Annotated in this window: 15 protein-coding genes; 14 read left to right on the top strand and 1 reads right to left on the bottom strand. The window is 58.0% G+C overall.

Annotated elements, in window-relative coordinates:
- Positions 1 to 2: 2 nt before the first annotated feature.
- The gene (locus tag FIU81_RS15080; RefSeq protein WP_216644259.1) at positions 3 to 1,562 is read right to left on the bottom strand and encodes a hypothetical protein; all 1,560 of its coding nucleotides are present in this window, start codon (positions 1,560 to 1,562) and stop codon (positions 3 to 5) included.
- A gap of 461 nt (positions 1,563 to 2,023) precedes the next feature.
- Between FIU81_RS15080 and FIU81_RS15085 the strand changes: the two genes are divergently transcribed.
- The 14 genes from FIU81_RS15085 to FIU81_RS15150 all read left to right on the top strand — a co-directional run bounded on the left by FIU81_RS15085 (position 2,024) and on the right by FIU81_RS15150 (position 17,829).
- A complete protein-coding gene (locus FIU81_RS15085) occupies positions 2,024 to 3,925 on the top strand; it encodes a polysaccharide biosynthesis protein (protein ID WP_124110262.1) in 1,902 nt (633 codons plus the stop codon).
- On the top strand, positions 3,912 to 4,928 hold the full coding sequence (locus FIU81_RS15090; protein ID WP_305848566.1) for an SDR family NAD(P)-dependent oxidoreductase: 1,017 nt from the start codon (positions 3,912 to 3,914) through the stop codon (positions 4,926 to 4,928). The genes FIU81_RS15085 and FIU81_RS15090 overlap by 14 nt, the downstream gene beginning before the upstream one ends.
- Positions 4,929 to 4,956: 28 nt before the next feature.
- Positions 4,957 to 5,724 carry an FkbM family methyltransferase gene (locus FIU81_RS15095; RefSeq protein WP_124110261.1) on the top strand — a complete coding sequence of 256 codons (768 nt, stop codon included), beginning with the start codon at positions 4,957 to 4,959 and terminating at the stop codon, positions 5,722 to 5,724.
- Between the two features lie 5 nt (positions 5,725 to 5,729).
- Entirely contained in the window at positions 5,730 to 6,854 is a 1,125-nt protein-coding gene (locus FIU81_RS15100) for an NAD-dependent epimerase/dehydratase family protein (protein ID WP_124110260.1), read from the top strand.
- Complete coding sequence (wecB, locus tag FIU81_RS15105) at positions 6,851 to 7,990, top strand: non-hydrolyzing UDP-N-acetylglucosamine 2-epimerase (RefSeq protein WP_124110259.1); 1,140 nt, start codon at positions 6,851 to 6,853, stop codon at positions 7,988 to 7,990. Before FIU81_RS15100 ends, wecB begins: the two co-directional genes overlap by 4 nt.
- Positions 7,990 to 9,165 carry a glycosyltransferase family 4 protein gene (locus FIU81_RS15110; RefSeq protein WP_124110258.1) on the top strand — a complete coding sequence of 392 codons (1,176 nt, stop codon included), beginning with the start codon at positions 7,990 to 7,992 and terminating at the stop codon, positions 9,163 to 9,165. Before wecB ends, FIU81_RS15110 begins: the two co-directional genes overlap by 1 nt.
- On the top strand, positions 9,162 to 10,001 hold the full coding sequence (locus tag FIU81_RS15115) for a sulfotransferase family protein (protein WP_124110257.1): 840 nt from the start codon (positions 9,162 to 9,164) through the stop codon (positions 9,999 to 10,001). Before FIU81_RS15110 ends, FIU81_RS15115 begins: the two co-directional genes overlap by 4 nt.
- Positions 9,998 to 11,152, top strand: a complete 1,155-nt coding sequence (locus tag FIU81_RS15120) for a DegT/DnrJ/EryC1/StrS family aminotransferase (RefSeq protein ID WP_124110256.1) — start codon at positions 9,998 to 10,000, stop codon at positions 11,150 to 11,152. Before FIU81_RS15115 ends, FIU81_RS15120 begins: the two co-directional genes overlap by 4 nt.
- Positions 11,149 to 11,838 carry a sugar transferase gene (locus FIU81_RS15125; RefSeq protein ID WP_124110255.1) on the top strand — a complete coding sequence of 230 codons (690 nt, stop codon included), beginning with the start codon at positions 11,149 to 11,151 and terminating at the stop codon, positions 11,836 to 11,838. Before FIU81_RS15120 ends, FIU81_RS15125 begins: the two co-directional genes overlap by 4 nt.
- Positions 11,839 to 11,872: 34 nt before the next feature.
- Positions 11,873 to 12,628: a sulfotransferase domain-containing protein gene (locus FIU81_RS15130; RefSeq protein WP_124110254.1), complete on the top strand. Its 756-nt coding sequence runs from the start codon at positions 11,873 to 11,875 to the stop codon at positions 12,626 to 12,628.
- A complete protein-coding gene (locus FIU81_RS15135; RefSeq protein WP_124110253.1) occupies positions 12,628 to 13,767 on the top strand; it encodes a hypothetical protein in 1,140 nt (379 codons plus the stop codon). Before FIU81_RS15130 ends, FIU81_RS15135 begins: the two co-directional genes overlap by 1 nt.
- Complete coding sequence (locus FIU81_RS15140; protein ID WP_124110252.1) at positions 13,764 to 15,014, top strand: hypothetical protein; 1,251 nt, start codon at positions 13,764 to 13,766, stop codon at positions 15,012 to 15,014. The genes FIU81_RS15135 and FIU81_RS15140 overlap by 4 nt, the downstream gene beginning before the upstream one ends.
- A gap of 271 nt (positions 15,015 to 15,285) precedes the next feature.
- On the top strand, positions 15,286 to 15,537 hold the full coding sequence (locus FIU81_RS15145) for a hypothetical protein (RefSeq protein WP_152460918.1): 252 nt from the start codon (positions 15,286 to 15,288) through the stop codon (positions 15,535 to 15,537).
- A gap of 21 nt (positions 15,538 to 15,558) precedes the next feature.
- The gene (locus tag FIU81_RS15150) at positions 15,559 to 17,829 is read left to right on the top strand and encodes a M10 family metallopeptidase (protein WP_124110250.1); all 2,271 of its coding nucleotides are present in this window, start codon (positions 15,559 to 15,561) and stop codon (positions 17,827 to 17,829) included.
- Positions 17,830 to 17,854: the final 25 nt, after the last annotated feature.

A 17,854-nucleotide genomic window follows, 5' to 3' on the forward strand; every position in this document is an offset into this window, starting at 1 on the left:
CCTTAGAAGCCGCTGACGGGGGGTTGATAGGTGAAGGTCACGCCCACTTGGGTCTCACCTGCGACCAGCGATCCGATGCCACTACGGCCAGAGGCGTTGGTAGCGTAGATGTCGATGGCCGAGATCGCTTCCCGGAAGGTACGGCGCAGGCCGAAGGCATAAATGTCGTCGGCACCGCTATCGCGGAAGGTAACTTCGGACAACAGCTTCACCCGGTCGGTCAGGTCAAAGCCCAAGCCGATGCCCGCACCGTAAAGCTCTTCGTCGCCGAAGACCGCCGCCTTGGGGTTCAGTGTAACATCGGCACGCTCGCCAAGATCCTTACGCACGGCCGCTTCGGCGAAGAACACGCCTACGGTCGGGGCGCTGAAATCGCGACCGAACATCACCCGCGCACCCAAGCTGAACGGGTCGCCTTCGGCCTCTGCCATCGCCTGATATCGAACGCCGACCCCGTAGCGAACGTCCTCTTCGGCTTCGGCGCGGAACTCTTCCGCATCTTCGAGGGCGTAATCTTCGAACGTGAATTCGACCTGGAAGTCCGGATCTGGCGAGATGAACGCCTCGATCCGGGCATTCCCGCTGGAGCCATAGGATGCCGAGAACCGCGCCTCGTTTGATCCGATGGTCGCAGGGCCGATCAGCGTGATTCCATCCCCGAACGTCAGAACCTTGTCAGACGCCGCGACCTTCGTGCCGTAGCGCGGAATGTTGAAGCGCTTGCCCGACGGGATCAGCGACAGCGACGCGCCGTAGACGACATCGTCACTCGCGGTGAAGGCGGTCACGTCGTCCAGCAGCGGTGTATCGGAGTAACCGTTGGTGACGAAAACGCTTGCGGCCAGTTGCGGCGTCAGAGCGTATTGTGCGCCCAACGTCAGGATCGTGTCCTCGTCGCCTTCAATGCCATCGTCTATCTCGCGGAACAGCTTCTTCGCGCTACCCCAGAAGAGGAAGCGGTCGGATGGTTGCCAACCAAGACCAAGGGCAACAAATCCGCGATCGCCCAGCGCGGGAAGGCCTTGGATTTCGTCAGGGAGGGATGTGTATCCCAGCTCGCCATTGGCGAACACGCGATCGGTCAAGCGGTAGGTGCCGGGCAGCGAAAGCGTTGCGCCCACCACGTCTTCCTTCTCAGACCCGTCGAAACCGTAGCGGAAGTAGGTGACGTTCCCCTCGATAGCCATTGCATACCGCGACGTTTCGACCAAGCGGTACTTCATATTCAGACCAGCCGCACCGAGCGAGAAGTTTTGCGCCCGTCCCAGGAACGGCTCACCCAATGGATCATCGAAGACGGAACCGCTGAAGCCCAGCTGGAACGGCCAGTATCCCCGCGCGCTGACCGTGCCGTCATAAACCTGCGTGCCGGTACCGGAACCTTGGCCCTCGGGCTGACGCGTGCCGATGACCAAGCGGTTGGTCGCTTGGGGCTGCAGGTACCCCGTCGACATGCCTGGCACGTTCGTCGGTACGAGCGCGAAAGGCTCCGCCGGAGTTTCAGCCATGGCCTGGCCTGTCATCAGGGCAATAGTGGCGACGGCAAACGTGCGGAGCATCATGTGTATCCAAAGCTGACTTTGGTCTACAATTAGATCATAGCACACGCGCGCTGAACCCCAGCCGAACCGAGATGCGATCTACGCCGCGCGATGCGTTGCAAGAAAGAACCATTCCCCAAGCCGGCGGGCCGAACGCTCGAAAACTGGTGTTTCTGCAAGTATCAGATTGCCCACGACTCAACCTGAAGACGTATCTCGTTTGAAAACAGGCGACATGCATCCGGAAACCGCGAGATTCGCGCACAAAGCTTGACCGGAATAGGCTCCCCGGTGCAAGCACCGCGTGGCGATTCGTGGGCGACGGGTGCATAGCTTTTCTGCTTGAGACAGGATGCGTGAGGCTGTGGTCGTCACGCTAAACATTTCGATGCTTTGCAAAGAGCAGTTTCCACAGAACGCGATGGGTTTGAACCAGTCGATTATTTTCACGGGGATCATGGTCCATCCTCACGGAGGCAGGAATGTATAATCGCCTGATCCAGATGCCGCGTCGCTTTAAGCGCGCGATCTTGCTGGGAATAGATGTCGCGCTCGCGCCCGTCTCACTGGGTCTGGCCTTGGCCTTGCGCTACGGGATGACCTCCCCGTGGTCGCTATTGCTCGACTACCTGACGATCTTCGGTGTCGTGACGGCGACGGCTCCCCTGGTGGTCATTCTCTTGGGCGTTCACCGCATCAAGCTGGAAAACCTGGAAGTTCGCGCCATAGGAATGCTTGCAATGTCAGCGGTCCTGCTAGGGGTCACCGCAATAACTGCAAGCTATCTTTTCAACGCGGGCACTCCGCGAAGCGTCCCTTTGATCTTCGCGGTCTTGTACTTTGTCTTGTGCCTGGCCGCGCGCTCTTTCCTGCTGGTCATCCTGAACCTGCTGTCGGAAACACGCGGCCAAAGACAACGCGCTGTCATCTATGGTGCAGGTTCGGCCGGCATCCAGATCGCAGCCGCTTTGCGCGCCTCGAACACCCTGCGGCCAATCATGTTTGTGGATGACAGCCCGTCCCTACAAGGACTGCAGATCGCGGGCCTGCGGGTTCGGCGGCCATCCGAGTTGAAAACGCTTGTCGCGCGGCATCGGATCGACATCGTCGTCCTTGCGCTGCCCACAATCGACGCCGGTCGCCGCGAAACGATCGTGCGAGAGATCGGCGCGCTCGACGTCGCCGTGAAGATGCTGCCAAGCCATGCCGAACTTCTGGAGCGTGGTGGGATCGAGGAAAAGCTGCGGCCAGTCGTTCCCGACGACCTTCTGGGGCGCGACAAGGTCGATCTGAATGTGCCGGAAGTCGCCAGAGCCTATGACGGACGCAACGTGATGGTCACGGGGGCCGGCGGCTCTATCGGATCAGAGCTGTGCCGTCAGCTTCTGGACTGCCGACCACGCCGGATCATCCTTTTCGAGCACTCTGAATTCGCGCTGTACCAGATCGACCAAGAGTTGCGCGCCATGCTGCCCGCCGGGTCTGCTATCGAGATCTGCACCCGCATGGGGTCCGTCACCAACCCCGCGCGGGTGCGCACCGTGATCCGTGAGCAGGACGTTAACTTCATCCTGCACGCCGCTGCCTACAAGCACGTGCCGCTGGTGGAGGAAAACGAACTGGAGGGCGCGCGCAACAACATGCTGGGCACCAGCATCGTTGCCGAGGCGGCCATCGCAGCAGGCGTAAAGCGTTTCGTTCTTGTCTCTACCGACAAGGCGGTGCGACCAACCAACGTCATGGGCGCGACCAAACGGCTGGCAGAGATGGTCATTCAGGACCTTCAGACCCGCACATCCAGCACCAAGTTCGCGATGGTGCGCTTCGGCAATGTGCTGGGCTCTTCGGGGTCGGTCCTGCCGCTGTTCCAACGGCAGATCGAACGTGGGGGTCCCGTCACGGTCACGCACCCCGATGTGACGCGGTTCTTCATGACCATCCCCGAGGCCGCGCGTCTGGTTCTGCTGGCCGGAGCGTTCGCGGAAGGTGGGGATGTGTTTGTGCTGGATATGGGCCGCCCCATGCGCGTGATGGATATCGCGCGCCGCCTGATCGAACTGTCCGGGCGGCAGGTAAAAGGCCCGGGCACACCCGATGGAATCGCCATCGAAGTGACCGGGCTGCGGCCCGGCGAAAAGCTGTTCGAAGAACTGTTGATCGACGAAGCCAGCGTGACCGCCACTCCACATCCGAAGATCATGCGGGCCAAGGAAGAGCGTCTGTCCCAGATCGAAACGGCAGCGATGATCCGCGGCGTATCCGCGTCGCTCGACTCCGGCGACTCCAGGGGGCTTCGTCGGATCATCAGCAGATACGTGCGCGGTTTCAGCTGTTCGGTTGCCCAAGAAGAAACCAAAGTGGAGGCCGTCGGTGCCAAAGACTAATGAGCGCGTCCTGATCACAGGCGGAACCGGCTCTTTCGGGAAAACGATGCTGCGTGCCTTGCTCGACGAGGGCGTTCAGGAGATCCGCATCCTCAGCCGCGACGAAGAGAAACAGGACGCCCTGCGCAATGATCTGCGAGACGATCGGGTGCGCTACTATATCGGCGACATCAGGGATCGCGACGCGGTTGAGCGGGCTGTCATGGGCGTCGATTCAATTTTTCACGCCGCCGCGCTGAAGCAGGTCCCGTCCTGCGAGTTCTTTCCGCACGAGGCAGTGCGCACCAATATCATCGGCTCCGAGAACGTGATCCGCGCGGCCATCCGCGCCGAGGTCGGTAGCCTTGTCTGCCTGTCCACCGACAAGGCCGTCTTCCCCGTCAACGCGATGGGAATGTCGAAGGCCATGATGGAAAAGGCGGCGCAGGCGGCCGCGCGTGATCTGGGCGACGGTGCCGCCACAACGATCTCCTGCGTGCGCTACGGAAATGTCATGTATTCGCGAGGCTCGGCGATCCCGCTGTTCGTGCGCCAGATCAAGTCGGGTCAGCCGATCACCGTGACAGAGCCGACCATGACGCGTTTCCTGATGCCCTTGCGGGACTCGGTCTCCTTGGTCCGCTACGCCTTTGACCATGCCAACCAAGGCGATCTGTTCATAAAGAAAGCGCCAGCCTCCACGATCATCGATCTGGTCGAAGCAATGAAACAGCTTTTTAACGCACCGGATCACCCCGTCGAAGTGATCGGCTGGCGGCATGCTGAAAAGCTATACGAAACACTCGCAAGTGCTCAGGAGTTAACTCAGTCCGAGGATATGGGCGATTACCACCGCATCCGGATGGACACGCGGAACCTGAACTACAAGGCGTATTTCAGCGAAGGCGATGAGCGCACGCACACCTTCGAAGACTACCACTCGCACAACACCGAACGGCTGGATATAGACGGCATCAAATCACTGCTGCTCAGCCTTCCCGAAATTCAAGCTGAATTGGCTTGATCAGAACCACCAAAGAGGTGCCTATCCAATGTCGTCGCAGCCTGCAGCCCCGGTCGAAAACCAGAAATCCCTTGCTCTTCGCATTAAGGGAGCGATCGGTCACAAAGCTTGGCGTCACGTCACGCGCCCAGTTGCTTGGGCGCTGAATAAGGTTCCGCAGACAACGCTCTATTCTGCCGGCGTAAAGCTACGGCGCACCAGCTTTCCCTATAGCGTGCTGTCTGATGGCGACGTTGCAATTCAGGTCGGCGCGCCGCGCGACTTGCTGAAGGTGGGGCGAATACGCGCCGTCTATTTCGCGATGATGGTCGGTCCGCGCGGTCGGTTGTTTATTTTCGAACCCGAACCCAACAGCGCTGCCGACATGGAAGCCTATTTGAAAAAGGCCGGTCTTGCGGATCGTGTGACCGTGATCGCCAAGGGGTGCTGGACCGAAGAGCGCGTGCTGCGCTTCTGGTCAAATCCCAATCACGCCGCATCCAACCTGCTGGAAGACGTATCCGAATGGGACGAGGCCGAGTTGCGCGAGCGCGGCTACCAGCCCAGCGAAGTTCCGGTGACGACCATAGACAAAGCATTGTCGGAGGCTGGGGTAACGAAGGTTCGGCTGATCAGTGTTACCACCAACGGATCGGAAGAACAGATTCTGCAAGGCGCGACCGACACTCTTTCGCGAACCGAGTACGTCGCTCTGGCAGACACCGGTCCAGAAATTCATGCGCTTTCCGAACGTTTCGGTTTCCAGAATGTGGCCATTGACGACCGGGGCTTTACCTCGCGTCGCTCCGAAGGCTAGTTGTCATGAGGCGCATCGTTGTCACGGGAGCCGCCGGTCTGATCGGCTGGCACGCGCAAGCGCGACTGCACGCAGCGAATTGTGCGGCTTCCTTCCACGGCGACGAAAAACCTTATGATATCATAGCCCTGAACCGAAGCGCGTACAACAACGATGCGATCTTGCGCAACGCGTTGATCGGGGCGGATGCGGTCTTGCATTTCGCAGGTGTGAACCGTGCGCCTGATGACGACGTCGAGACCCAGAATCCAGCGATTGCGCATCGACTGTTGGCCGCCTGCCGTGAAAGTGGCGCAACTCCCCATATCGTCTACGCCAATTCCACCCACTCCACGTCCAACACGCCCTACGGGCGCGGCAAGCGCCATGCTGGAGACGTGCTGTCGAACGGACCGGGAGGCTACACCGATTTGGTGCTGCCTCACATCTTCGGAGAGGGCGCTCGGCCCTTCTATAACAATGTTACCGCAACCCTGATCCATCAGATCTTGGCGGAAGAAACGCCTGATCTGAACCCTGACGGACGCGTCAGTCTGGTGCACGCGGGTGATGCCGCCCAAGCCGCTATCGACGCCGCGCTGATTGGAACCTCAGGCCGGGTCGCGCCCGAAGGACGTGAAATCGGCGTGCCTGCGCTGTTCGAGAAGCTGACAGCCTTCCATGCCTCTTATCTTGCGAACATTGTGCCAGACGTGTCGGATCCGTTCGACCTGGCGCTGTTCAACAGCTATCGCGCCGCCAGTTATCCGGAGCGATGGCCGCGCCCCATGAAGTTGAACACCGACGCGCGTGGCACTCTGTTCGAAGCCGTGAAGGGCGGTGGTGGCGGCCAGACATTCCTCTCCACGACAAAACCCGGCATCACGCGTGGCAATCACTTCCATCTCCACAAAGTCGAGCGCTTCCTTGTCGTTCAAGGAGAAGCGGTGATCCGCGTTCGACGGGTCCTTGATGAAGAAATGTGGGAGTATCGAGTCAGCGGGGATGCGCCTGCTGCGGTAGATATGCCGACGCTACACACCCATTCCATCGAGAATATCGGCGATACCGACCTTCTTACGCTGTTCTGGACGCACGACCTGTTCAACCCTGCAACCCCCGACACTTACGCCGACAAGGTACTTGCATGACCAAACTGAAGGTGATGACGATCCTGGGCACTCGGCCAGAGATTATCCGGTTGGCCCGAGTAATGGACAGGTTGGATCGATATACCGACCACATCATAGTCCATACCGGACAGAACTGGGACTATGAGCTGAACGAAGTCTTTTTCGAGGATCTGGGCGTGCGCAGGCCGGATCACTTTCTTGGCGTTGGTGGCGGCACTCTGGGGGAAACGCTGGGCGGTATCCTCTCTAAGACAGAAACCGTATTGGCCGACGAGAAGCCCGACGCTGTCCTGATCCTTGGTGACACGAACTCTGCAATCTCGGCAATCATGGCGCGACGCATGAGGATCCCGGTCTACCATATGGAGGCGGGCAACAGATCCTTCGACCGCAACGTGCCGGAGGAAACGAACCGGCGGCTGGTCGATCACATCGCTGACTTCAACCTCGTCTACACTGAGCATGCGCGTCGACATCTTCTGTCAGAGGGGCTGGAGCATCGGCGTATCAACCTGACCGGCAGCCCCATGCGCGAGGTGCTGGAGCATTACCGCGACCGGATCGAAGCATCAGATGTACTTGAACGGTTGGGATTGAAGCGACGCGGCTACTTCATCGTATCGTTGCACCGCGAAGAGAACGTAGACAGTCCCGAGCGTCTGACCGCGCTGGTAGAGACGTTGAACGCGTTGGCAGAACGGCACGACATGCCGGTGATCGTGTCTACGCATCCGCGCACACGAAAGCGGCTGGACGCTTTGGATGTTGGGTTCGATCCGCGTATCCAGTGGTCCAAACCGTTCGGCTTCCACGACTATAACGCACTGCAGATGAACGCCTTTTGCGCGATCTCCGACTCGGGCACGATTGCAGAGGAAGCATCGATCCTCGGCTTTCCTGCAATCACCCCGCGCGACGCAATCGAGCGGCCCGAGGGGCTGGACGTCGGCTGCCTGATCATGACCGGCCTCGACCGCGACACAATCCTCTCGGGCGTCGTCGCAATCACCCAAGCCTTTGCAGAGCGAGAGGCTCGTGACCTGCCGCATTCCGTACCGGCAGACTACTGTGTCGCCAATACGTCCGAGCGGGTCGTCAATCTGATCCTCGGCACGGCACGCTTGTCGAACCAGTGGGACGGGATCCGCAGCTGATGGCATTCGTGCTGATCGTCCACCGCTACATTTGGCCGTCCGATGCCTCGACCTATGCCGCGATGTTGCGCGACATCGCCGAGCTGCATGGGGCGGAAGGCGACCGGGTCGCGATTTGCACCGCCTTTGCGAATAAGGCAGAGGCCGCGGCGCGGCAAGACTGGGCCGATGCGGAGGGGATTCAGCTGCACCACACTGAATTGGCCCCTGATCGCGGGCGCACATCCCTTTCGCGACTGGGCGCGATGTTGCGTTTCTCGGCTTTCGCCCTGCGGGTGGCGCTTCAGGTGAAGCCCGACGCGATCACGGTGACCTCCTATCCGATCCTGACCCCCGCTTTGCCACTGGCAATCTGGGCTAAGGCGACCGGTCGGCGTGTGCTTTTCCACGTCCAGGATATTTTCGCGCAAAATTTGATCACGACAGGTGGTGCATCCAGGGTCATCGGGCGACTCTTGCACCGGCTCGAACGGATGATCGTGCGTCGCGCTGACGTGGTCGTGACGTTGTCTGCAGACATGAAAAAGTCACTTGGCGACGACACGCATATCGTCGAGCGACAGAACTACACCCCCACCGATGGCGCAATCCTGTCGCCCCAGCGCGATGCGCCTCTTTTCGTTTATGCAGGTAACCTTGGCGCGCTGCAAAACCTGTTGCACTTCATCAATGCCGCGACCCAAGCCCGCAAAATCGTGCCTTTTCGCATTCTTCTGCTGGGTGGCGGCTCTATGGCAGAAACGCTACACGACAAAATTACACGCAAGGGCCTAGATTTCATCGAGATGCGTGGGCCTGTCTCACGCGATGAGGCTGCGCAAATCGTGGCCGATTGCGACATCGGCGTGGTCTCAGCGCAGGCTCATCTTTTCAGTTACGCCTACCCCAGCAAGGTCTTCACGTATTGGGCATCCGGCCTACCGGCGCTTGTGATGACCGAAACCGACTCGCAATTGGCGGCAGAGCTTGAACGCGACGGCTTGGGCCGCGCAGCGTCGCCTGTGAACACGGACGCCGCCGCCAAGACCATCGTTGCAATGGTGCGTGACTGGAAAATCCAAAGGCCCGACAGACAGGCAATCGCGGCCATCTCCACCGCCGCGTTCGGTCGTGATGCGTTCCTGAACGACTACCGGGCCCGCATCCGTCCGATGTGGCTGGGAGAATCCGCATGACTCCCCCACCCGTTTTCTTGATCGGTGCGGCGCGGTCCGGCACCAAGATCCTGCGCGATATACTCGCAAGCTCGGACGGCGTTTCTGCTGTGCCATACGATGTGAATTATGTCTGGCGCTTCGGCGCCGAAGACGTGTCACATGACCGGCTGGATCCATCGGAGCTAACCGAGCGGCGCGCTGCCTTCATCCGGCAAACCCTGCCGCGACAGGCTAAGGCGGCTCCCGGTGACGTGATCTTGGAAAAGAGCGTTTCCAACACCTTGCGCGTGCCTTTTGTGGACGCCGTGTTCCCAAATGCCGCATATGTCCATTTGGTGCGCGACGGGCGCGATGTAGTGGAAAGCGCGATGCGGCAGTGGCAGGCCAAGCCCGACTTGCGCGCACTTTGGACCAAGCTGCGCGGGATGCCCTTGTCAAATGCTGGCTACGCAATGTGGTTCGGCGGCAACTTGCTGAAAGGGTTGGTATCCGGTCGCGGTGGCGGTAAGGTCTGGGGGCCGCGTTTCGACGGTATTGAACGGATCGCCGAAGAGGACGGGTTGGCGGCGGTCTGCGCGTATCAGTGGGTGTGCTCGGTGCAGCAGGCGACCGCAGATCTTGCCGAGCTGGGTGATCGTGTTCACGAAATCCGCTACGAACGCCTCGTCGATGCGCCCGACACAGTGGTTGGGTTGGCACAGGCACTGGACCTGCCCGACCCCGATGCGGTGCGCGACACCGCGCATGCCAGGTTACGTCCGCAGCGCTCTGGCTGGGCCAACCTACCGCGTGCGCAGCAAGACACCATCATGGCAATCATCGGCCCAACCCTTGCCGAACTGGGATACACATGAACCACTCGAACGTCCCCTTCTTCCGTCCAAGCATCGGCGACGCCGAGATTGACGCCGTCACCAAGGTCATGCGATCCGGCTGGCTGACCACGGCATCAGAGGCGCCGGCTCTGGAGAAGTCGTTCGAGGAATATCTCGGCGGGGATGTCCACGCCCTTGCCGTCACATCCGCGACCGCTGCCCTTCACCTTGGTCTGGACGCGTTGGGGGTCGGCCCCGGTGACGAGGTGATCCTGCCCACGCTGACCTTTACCGCAACCGCAGAGGTTGTGCGCTACATGGGGGCAACACCGGTGCTGGTCGATATAGACCCTGCAACATTGTGCCTGTCGGTCGACGGGGTGCGTACAGCGATCACGCCGCGCACCAAAACGGTCATGCCGGTCCACTTCGCCGGACGCGCCTGCGATATGGCTGGATTGCGCGCTTTGGCTGACGCGCACGGCCTGACGATCCTTGACGACGCGGCGCATGCACTGCCTGCGAAAACAGGGGGCGCGTTGATCGGATCGGCGGCTGCACAAGCGGACGCTACGGCGTTCAGCTTTTACGCCAACAAAACGATGACGACAGGCGAAGGCGGCATGCTGATCGTGGCCGACGCCGACCGCGCCGCGCGCAGCCGCACCATGCGCTTGCACGGGATCGACCGGGATGTGTTCAAACGGTTTACCGACACAAAGGCACCGTGGATCTACGATGTCGTGGCGCCCGGCTTCAAATACAATCTAACCGACATGGCTGCCGCGATCGGTCGCGTGCAGTTCTCTCGCCTGTCCGAGTTCCTAGATGCACGAACGACGCGTGCCGCGATCTACGATGATGCCTTGTCCGATCTTCCGCTGACGCTGCCGCCGCATGCCGCGCCCGGAGACATGCATTCGTGGCACCTTTATTGCGTGCGGATCCGAGAAGACGCCCCTCTGAGCCGCGACGCCTTCATCAATGCGATGAAGGACGAGGGGATCGGAACGTCCGTTCACTACCGACCCCTTCATCAAATGACCTACTGGCGGCACTTGGTCGACAAAGGGAAATTCCCAAATGCGGACGCCTATTTCGAACGCTGCGTCACGTTGCCCTTATTCATGTCGATGACAGATGATGAGCAGGCTCGGGTCATCACGGTCGTGCGGCAAATTCTTTCGTGACACGTATCTTCGACATCATCTTTTCAGCCGTAGTGCTGATTTTAGTCTCTCCGATCCTGATCGGTGCCGCAATTGGCATTCGTGTCAGCTCTCCGGGTCCGATCTTCTATCGCGCCCGTCGAGTTGGGCGAAAGGGTGAGGTGTTTTCGATGCTGAAGTTTCGCACTATGCATATCTCGGAAGGTGGATCGGTCATAACCGCCTATCGTGACCCACGGGTGTTCGAACTCGGGCGGTTTCTAAGAGCAGCCAAGGTTGATGAGTTGCCGCAGTTCCTAAACGTGCTGCTGGGCGATATGGCTGTAGTCGGACCGAGACCGGAAGATCCGAAGATCGTCTCTAAGGCATATACGGACTGGATGCGCGAAACTCTTGATGTGCGACCGGGCATCACCAGCCCCGGCGCACTATTCTACTATTCCTATGGCGAAGACTTGGTAAGCGCCGCCGATGCCGAGGGCAGCTACATCCGTGAACTTCTTCCCCCGAAGCTTGCTATAGAGCGCGCCTATCTCGAGCGCGCGACACTAGTCTCGGACATTGGTGTCATCTTGCGAACGCTTTTCGCAATCGTCGGAATGATGATCGGCAAAACCGTGCCACCGGTCGATCAGGATATTGACCGAGCAGAACGGTGGTGGCCCAGCGTTCGACTTGCAATACCGCGTCCACCCCATCAGTCCTAACGACACCGCAGTATATAGATTGGGCCTTGGCCACATGAATATCCTCAGACGACACCCATTTCCGCTTCGCTCTTCGTACCGTCGCGTCTATCCTAGGGTGAACGATCTGTTTTTTCGTACCGTTCATGTGAATGAATTTCCCAAGTCTGGCGGTACATGGGTTGCTCGGATACTGGCCCACGCCTTGGACTACCGTTTCGATGACAACCGATGGCCTGCGCCGGGCAACGCAGTTATGAAGCACCATCGCCTGTCATTCGGCCAACCGGCGACGCTGTGCGTCGTACGCGACCCAAGAGATGTTGCGGTTTCTTTCTACCACCACTGTCGAACAGTCTATCGCGACGAGGGCTTCAACGAGGCTGCCGTGGCAATCATGCGAGACAAGGTTTTCCTAACAGATCGCTCAGAGGAAGAAGAACTCGACGCATTCGTGGGCATCATCACCGGATCTCCGGTGTTTCCAGCCTTCACGTGGAGCGCGTTCTACACGCATCCTAGCCGGTCGAACGAACGACTGGTCAAGTACGAAGACCTTCGAGACGACGCGGCTACAGTTCTCAAAGATGCGTTGAAGGCATTGGACATCAACTTCGACTCCGCTCGCGTCAATGACGCCGTCGCCGAACATGATATCGACCGACTCAGGTCACGCGGCGAGAATGTCGGCGAAGGGAATTTCATAAGACGTGGCAAGGTTGGCGGCTGGCGGGACTCCCTGTCTTCAAATGCTGTAGCGCGGATCGAAGCAGAGGCCGGGTCACTTCTGGCTAAACTTGGCTATGCCTGATGGCCATCGCCCGATCCGCCATCTTTGTTACCTTTCCCTTCGCTGCGTCCTTCGCGGTCATCCTTCTGATTTCTAGGTTTTATTCCGGAAGTGAACTTGCCGGGTTCTTTCTGTTTCAGGCCATTTTCTTACCGATCGTCACGTTGCTATCGCAGGTCAGATCCCTCATCAGCTTTTTGGACATGCGGGCGCCCGCCGCAAACGCGGGCCTTGATGTCATTTCTGTCCTTTTGGCAATAGCGGCCCTTTCGCTTCTAGGAAAAGAGCTGATCTCAGCCGGGGCCGTTGCGCTGTATGCGCTCTCGATCCCGCTCGTTGCACATGGTCAGGCCGCCTTGGCTTCGATCCAGCGCCGTCGTCAGGCGCGGCGATGGGCGATCCTGCCAGTCGCAATCGCGTTCGGTCGGGTTCTGGTAATCTGGGTTGCCATTAAAGCCGAAACGGTCGAGCCAGCAGGCCCTTTTCTTGCCAGCGTCCTCGTCCTAGTGCTACCCATCCTGCTTGTTCGCCGCATCGAAGCGCAGGACTCGCCAAAGACCAAGCCCATCGCTCTGAGTGACTTCGGAGCAATGCTTACGTTTTTTGCGACTGGCGCCGTGTTCTTTCAGATCGACAAATACGTTCTGGCGATATTTGAGGCGCAGACTGAAATTGTCTTGGCAGGAGTGGTTGCAACCTTGGTCCTGTCTCCGATGTCCATCCTTTTCGCTATTGTCTATCGTGCTGATCTTGCGTCGATCTATGGAAGTGATAACCGCGATCAGCCCTTCCGCACCGCCCTATTTACCCGAAGCGCGACCCGTTTCATCACTGCCGGCACAGGCTATATTGCTTTGCTGGGCCTCTACTGGACACCGCTGACTTCAACGCTTTTCCCTGTCTTCTCCGGTTCAGCTATCTGGCCAATACTGATGGGAGCAGCGGTCATACTCGACAGAATTGGCTTGCTTACCGTCTACATTTCAGGACGCTCGGATATGTTTCGGCGTGCGTCGATTGCCAAGTTTGTATTGATCGCTCTAACGATAGTTCTGATGCTGTTGTCGCTCCAGTTCTTCGATCTGAATCTGACGCATCTTTTTGCGGCATACCTGATATCTTCTGCGATCTGGCTAGTCCAAGTCTGGAGGCTGCGATGACACGGACGTTTTCGCCGCTGCTCCTTCTTATGCTGGGTGCGTTCGTATTCGAATACTTGGTTCGGTTGCCGTATGTCCTTCACGTCTCGCGTTCGCCAGAAATGGGCAATTCGGCTTGGATAAACGCATTTTCCAGCTTTCCAGCCGCAGAGATCATTTTCTACGGATTAACGCTGACGACCCTAACTCTGCTCGTGGTTCTTGGCAGCACACTGATCGCAGGAGCGGCACAACCGTATGAGGTCTCCGGCAGCGGCTGCATACCAATCCCGTCTCTTCTGCATGTTGTAGCGGCCTTCACGATAGCCGCTGCGGGGCTTGCCATCCTGTCGATCGGCATCAATGCTCTATTCGACGCCTTCTCTAGTAAGAGATCGGAATTGGGCGAACGCGGCCTGACGTGGGTCCTCTTAAAGATCGCGGTGTTCAATCACTTCATCGCCTGCTTGTATTTCATTCGTATGTCGCAGACGCGAAGCATGGTTGACCGTATCATGTTTGTTGCGACAATTATCGCCCTGATTCTACCCGCGTTAGTATTCTCGCAGCGATCTATTCTTATCGTGTTCTTTCTGGAAATCGTTTACCTTCAGCTCTTGCTTGGATCTTTTAGAGTTAGGCGTGTCGCGCAGATCGGTCTCGTCGTTTTTGCGACACTGCTCTTGGTTTCGATCCTCAGGCCGTCTGTGACGTTTTCCTCCAACTTCGAGGCTATCGCATTTGGATTGGAAAAGATTGCTCAGTCTCGATATTTCTTCGATTTCACAAAGTTGGGTAACGTCTACCTCTGGGCCAGCGACCAGAATTGGCTCGGACCGATTTCGGTTGGGTTCATTTTAGAACCCTTTTTTGGTGACGACGTTCTCTTCTACAAAGAGATTGGCCCTTTGATCGCAGAGCGGGTCTATTTTTTCCGCGCAGTCAATGGCATCACCCCAGGTGTCGTTCTAGAATCTTTACTATCGTTCGGATTAGTGTTCGGCTTTATGTTCTTTGGCGGAATTGTTTACGTGGCTTACAGGCTGGAGCGGCGTATCTTCACTGGTCGTGAAAAGGCTGGATGGGCGGCGCTCTACTGGATCATCGTGCTTGGCAAGTTCCCGTTGCTCTTGAACTCCTCCCTAGGAGCCTTCGCTTTCCAGCTAGTCTTGGACAGCAGCATGTTCATGGGAGTTATGATGTTGTTGAGCGTTAGGACATCGCACAGAAGGAACGTGCGACCGACGTTGAATACCCGCATGAGTTGAGCCTTCGGTTGAAAACCATAATTTCTTTGCATCTTTTTAAAGCGGCGAGTTGCTACTGAGGCCTTGATGGGATGACGTTTCGTCAATCTATCATCTCGACAGATTGTTCGGAACCATCTAAGAGCTGCTCGAAGGAGAATGACCGATCCTACCCAAGAGCAGCTGCATGTGGTTCCGCACTATCGCTACCGTCTCATTTCTGACGATCCCAACCTGCGGAGGTGCCAGCGTGTCTCAGGTTACTTATGATTGCACGGGCGCACCGCCCTCCATGTGCCAAGCGTTCGAACAGGCACTTCTGGACGTGGGTGCACCTTCTGCAACGCAGAACAGCAATTCGCCCGATGTAACGCTGGTCGTTATCAGTCTCTCCGAGAACCTCATTCGGCTGCGGATCGATCAACGCGCCGCCGCCGGGCAGGGCGAGGAAGTCATGCATATCGTTTCAGATCGCACGTTCGGTGCCGATATGTATCTCGGGATCGTTGCCAACGCCCTTAGAGCGAACTCAATATCTTTCTAATATTCTCTATGGAGCTTCCCCATGTTGCAAACATCCCATCATGATCATGACAACGGTGTCGCGGCAGACGTGGTCGAAATTACCGACGCGCCAGAGAATACAACAACTCCGTACGAGATTGGTCTGGGTGACTCCTTTCAGGGCACGATCGATGTGCTCGGCGACATCGATTGGGTCGAGGTAACGTTTGAAGCCGGCGTGACCTACACCATCTCCGGTACGGTGGGTGCTGACAAATATCTCGACTTCGTGATCTACGACAGTGACGGGAACTTCGTTGACAATTATCTTGATGACGTTGCCAGCGACACCACGTCGACATACACCTTCACGGCCACGCAGAGCGGCACTCATTACTTGTCCGCAGAAATCTACCAAGATACTGGCTCTTACTCGGTCAGCTACGCGGTTGGCAACACGCCTCCACCCAGCGGAGGCACCTTGGAAGAGTTGACTTATCAAGAGATCGCCGACTACCTGACCTTTGGCTATTGGGACGAAGCGACGAGTCTCCCGGACAACTACACGCCGTTTTCGTTCAACGTGGCTCCGGGCGGAACGATCACCGTAAACATTTCAGCGCTGACCGACGCAGGTAAGCAGTTTGCGTCATATGGTCTGGCCGCCTGGGCCGAAGTAACAGGTCTGAACTTCGCGCTGTCCACCTCTGCCGGTGCCGATATCATTTTCGATGATAACCAATCCGGCGCATTTGCCAGCTCCAGCTTCTCCAGCACGCCCGGCGAGATCGAGCAATCCAATGTGAACGTATCGACAAACTGGATTGCAGGCGACATCGTGACCGACTCGAATGGAAATCAGATCGCGCAACTTAACAGCTATTCCACCCAGACCTATATCCACGAAATCGGTCACGCATTGGGATTGGGACACGCCGGGAACTACAACGGGACCGGTGGCTATGCAGAAGACGGCAGCGGCGATAACTTCTATCTGAATGACAGCTGGCAGGCGACTGTCATGTCGTATTTCAGCCAAATCGAAAATACCCACATCGATGCCAGCTTCGCCTATATCGGGGGCCCGATGATGGCGGACATTCTTGCGATTCAGGCGCTCTACGGAACGTCTGGCAATCTAAACACCGGACATGACGTCTACGGGACGGGCGGGACCATGTCGCCATATTACGCGGCGCTTCTGGCCGAAGGTCTGAGCTTCGTAATCTACGACGAAGGCGGGATCGATACGGTCGACCTGAGCATCGACCTGGCCCAGAGTGATGAAGCCTTCGCCCATGTCGACATGAACGACGGCACCTATTCCGATTTCTACTTCATCAATGGCGGCCTCGTCGAAGCCAATATCGGGACCATCGGGATTGCACAGGGTGTCGACATAGAGAATCTGATCATGGGCAACTATGACGACATCGCAATCGGCAACGCCCTAAGCAACAACATAGACATGGTTGCGGGTGATGACTCGGTCAACGCGGGTGCGGGAAACGACACGGTTTTCGGCGGCTCTGGCAGTGACACCATCAATGGTGAGGAAGACGACGATCTTCTGTACGGCAACGATGGCGACGACAGGCTGACCGGTGGATCCGGCAACGACGTGCTGAACGGCGGTTCTGGATTCGACAACCTAAATGGCGGTTCAGACGACGATATCCTTCGCGGACAAGGCGATGGGGACACCATGATCGGCGGTCTTGGTGACGATGAGCTGTACGGCGGCAACGGGTCTGACTCGATGTCGGGCAACGCCGGTAACGACACTATGCTGGGTCAGGGTCTTGGCGATACGCTTGATGGCGGTGGCAACGATGACCTGATCTACGGCGGTTCTGGCAACGATGTTCTGCTCGGCAGCGGTGGGAACGATACCATATTGGGTCAAGGAAACAATGACACCATGGACGGCGGCACCGGGAACGACTCACTTGTCGGTGCGGCTGGGCTCGATCAGCTGTTCGGCGACGTTGGAAACGATACGCTGAAGGGCGGAGGCGCGAATGACACCCTAAGTGGCGGCGACGGCGATGATCTGCTCGTCGGCGGCGCGGGACGGGACGTCTTTATTTTCGATGACGGTGGCGACACGGACCGGATCAATGGCTACCAGCAAGGCTTCGATACGATACAGATCGACGATGACCTTTATGCGGGCAATCTTTCAGGTCAGCAGATTGTCGATACCTTCGGATCCCTGAACGCCAACGGAACGATCCTGACGCTCGATTTCGGGAATGGCACGATTATCGAAATTCAGGCCGGTGGCGGAATTGACGATGCCACACTCGGAAACGATATATTCGTGTTGTAATCGCTGCCGATCATTCAAATGCGTT

The sequence above is a fragment of the Palleronia sp. THAF1 genome (genome assembly GCF_009363795.1).
Taxonomy (GTDB): domain Bacteria; phylum Pseudomonadota; class Alphaproteobacteria; order Rhodobacterales; family Rhodobacteraceae; genus Palleronia.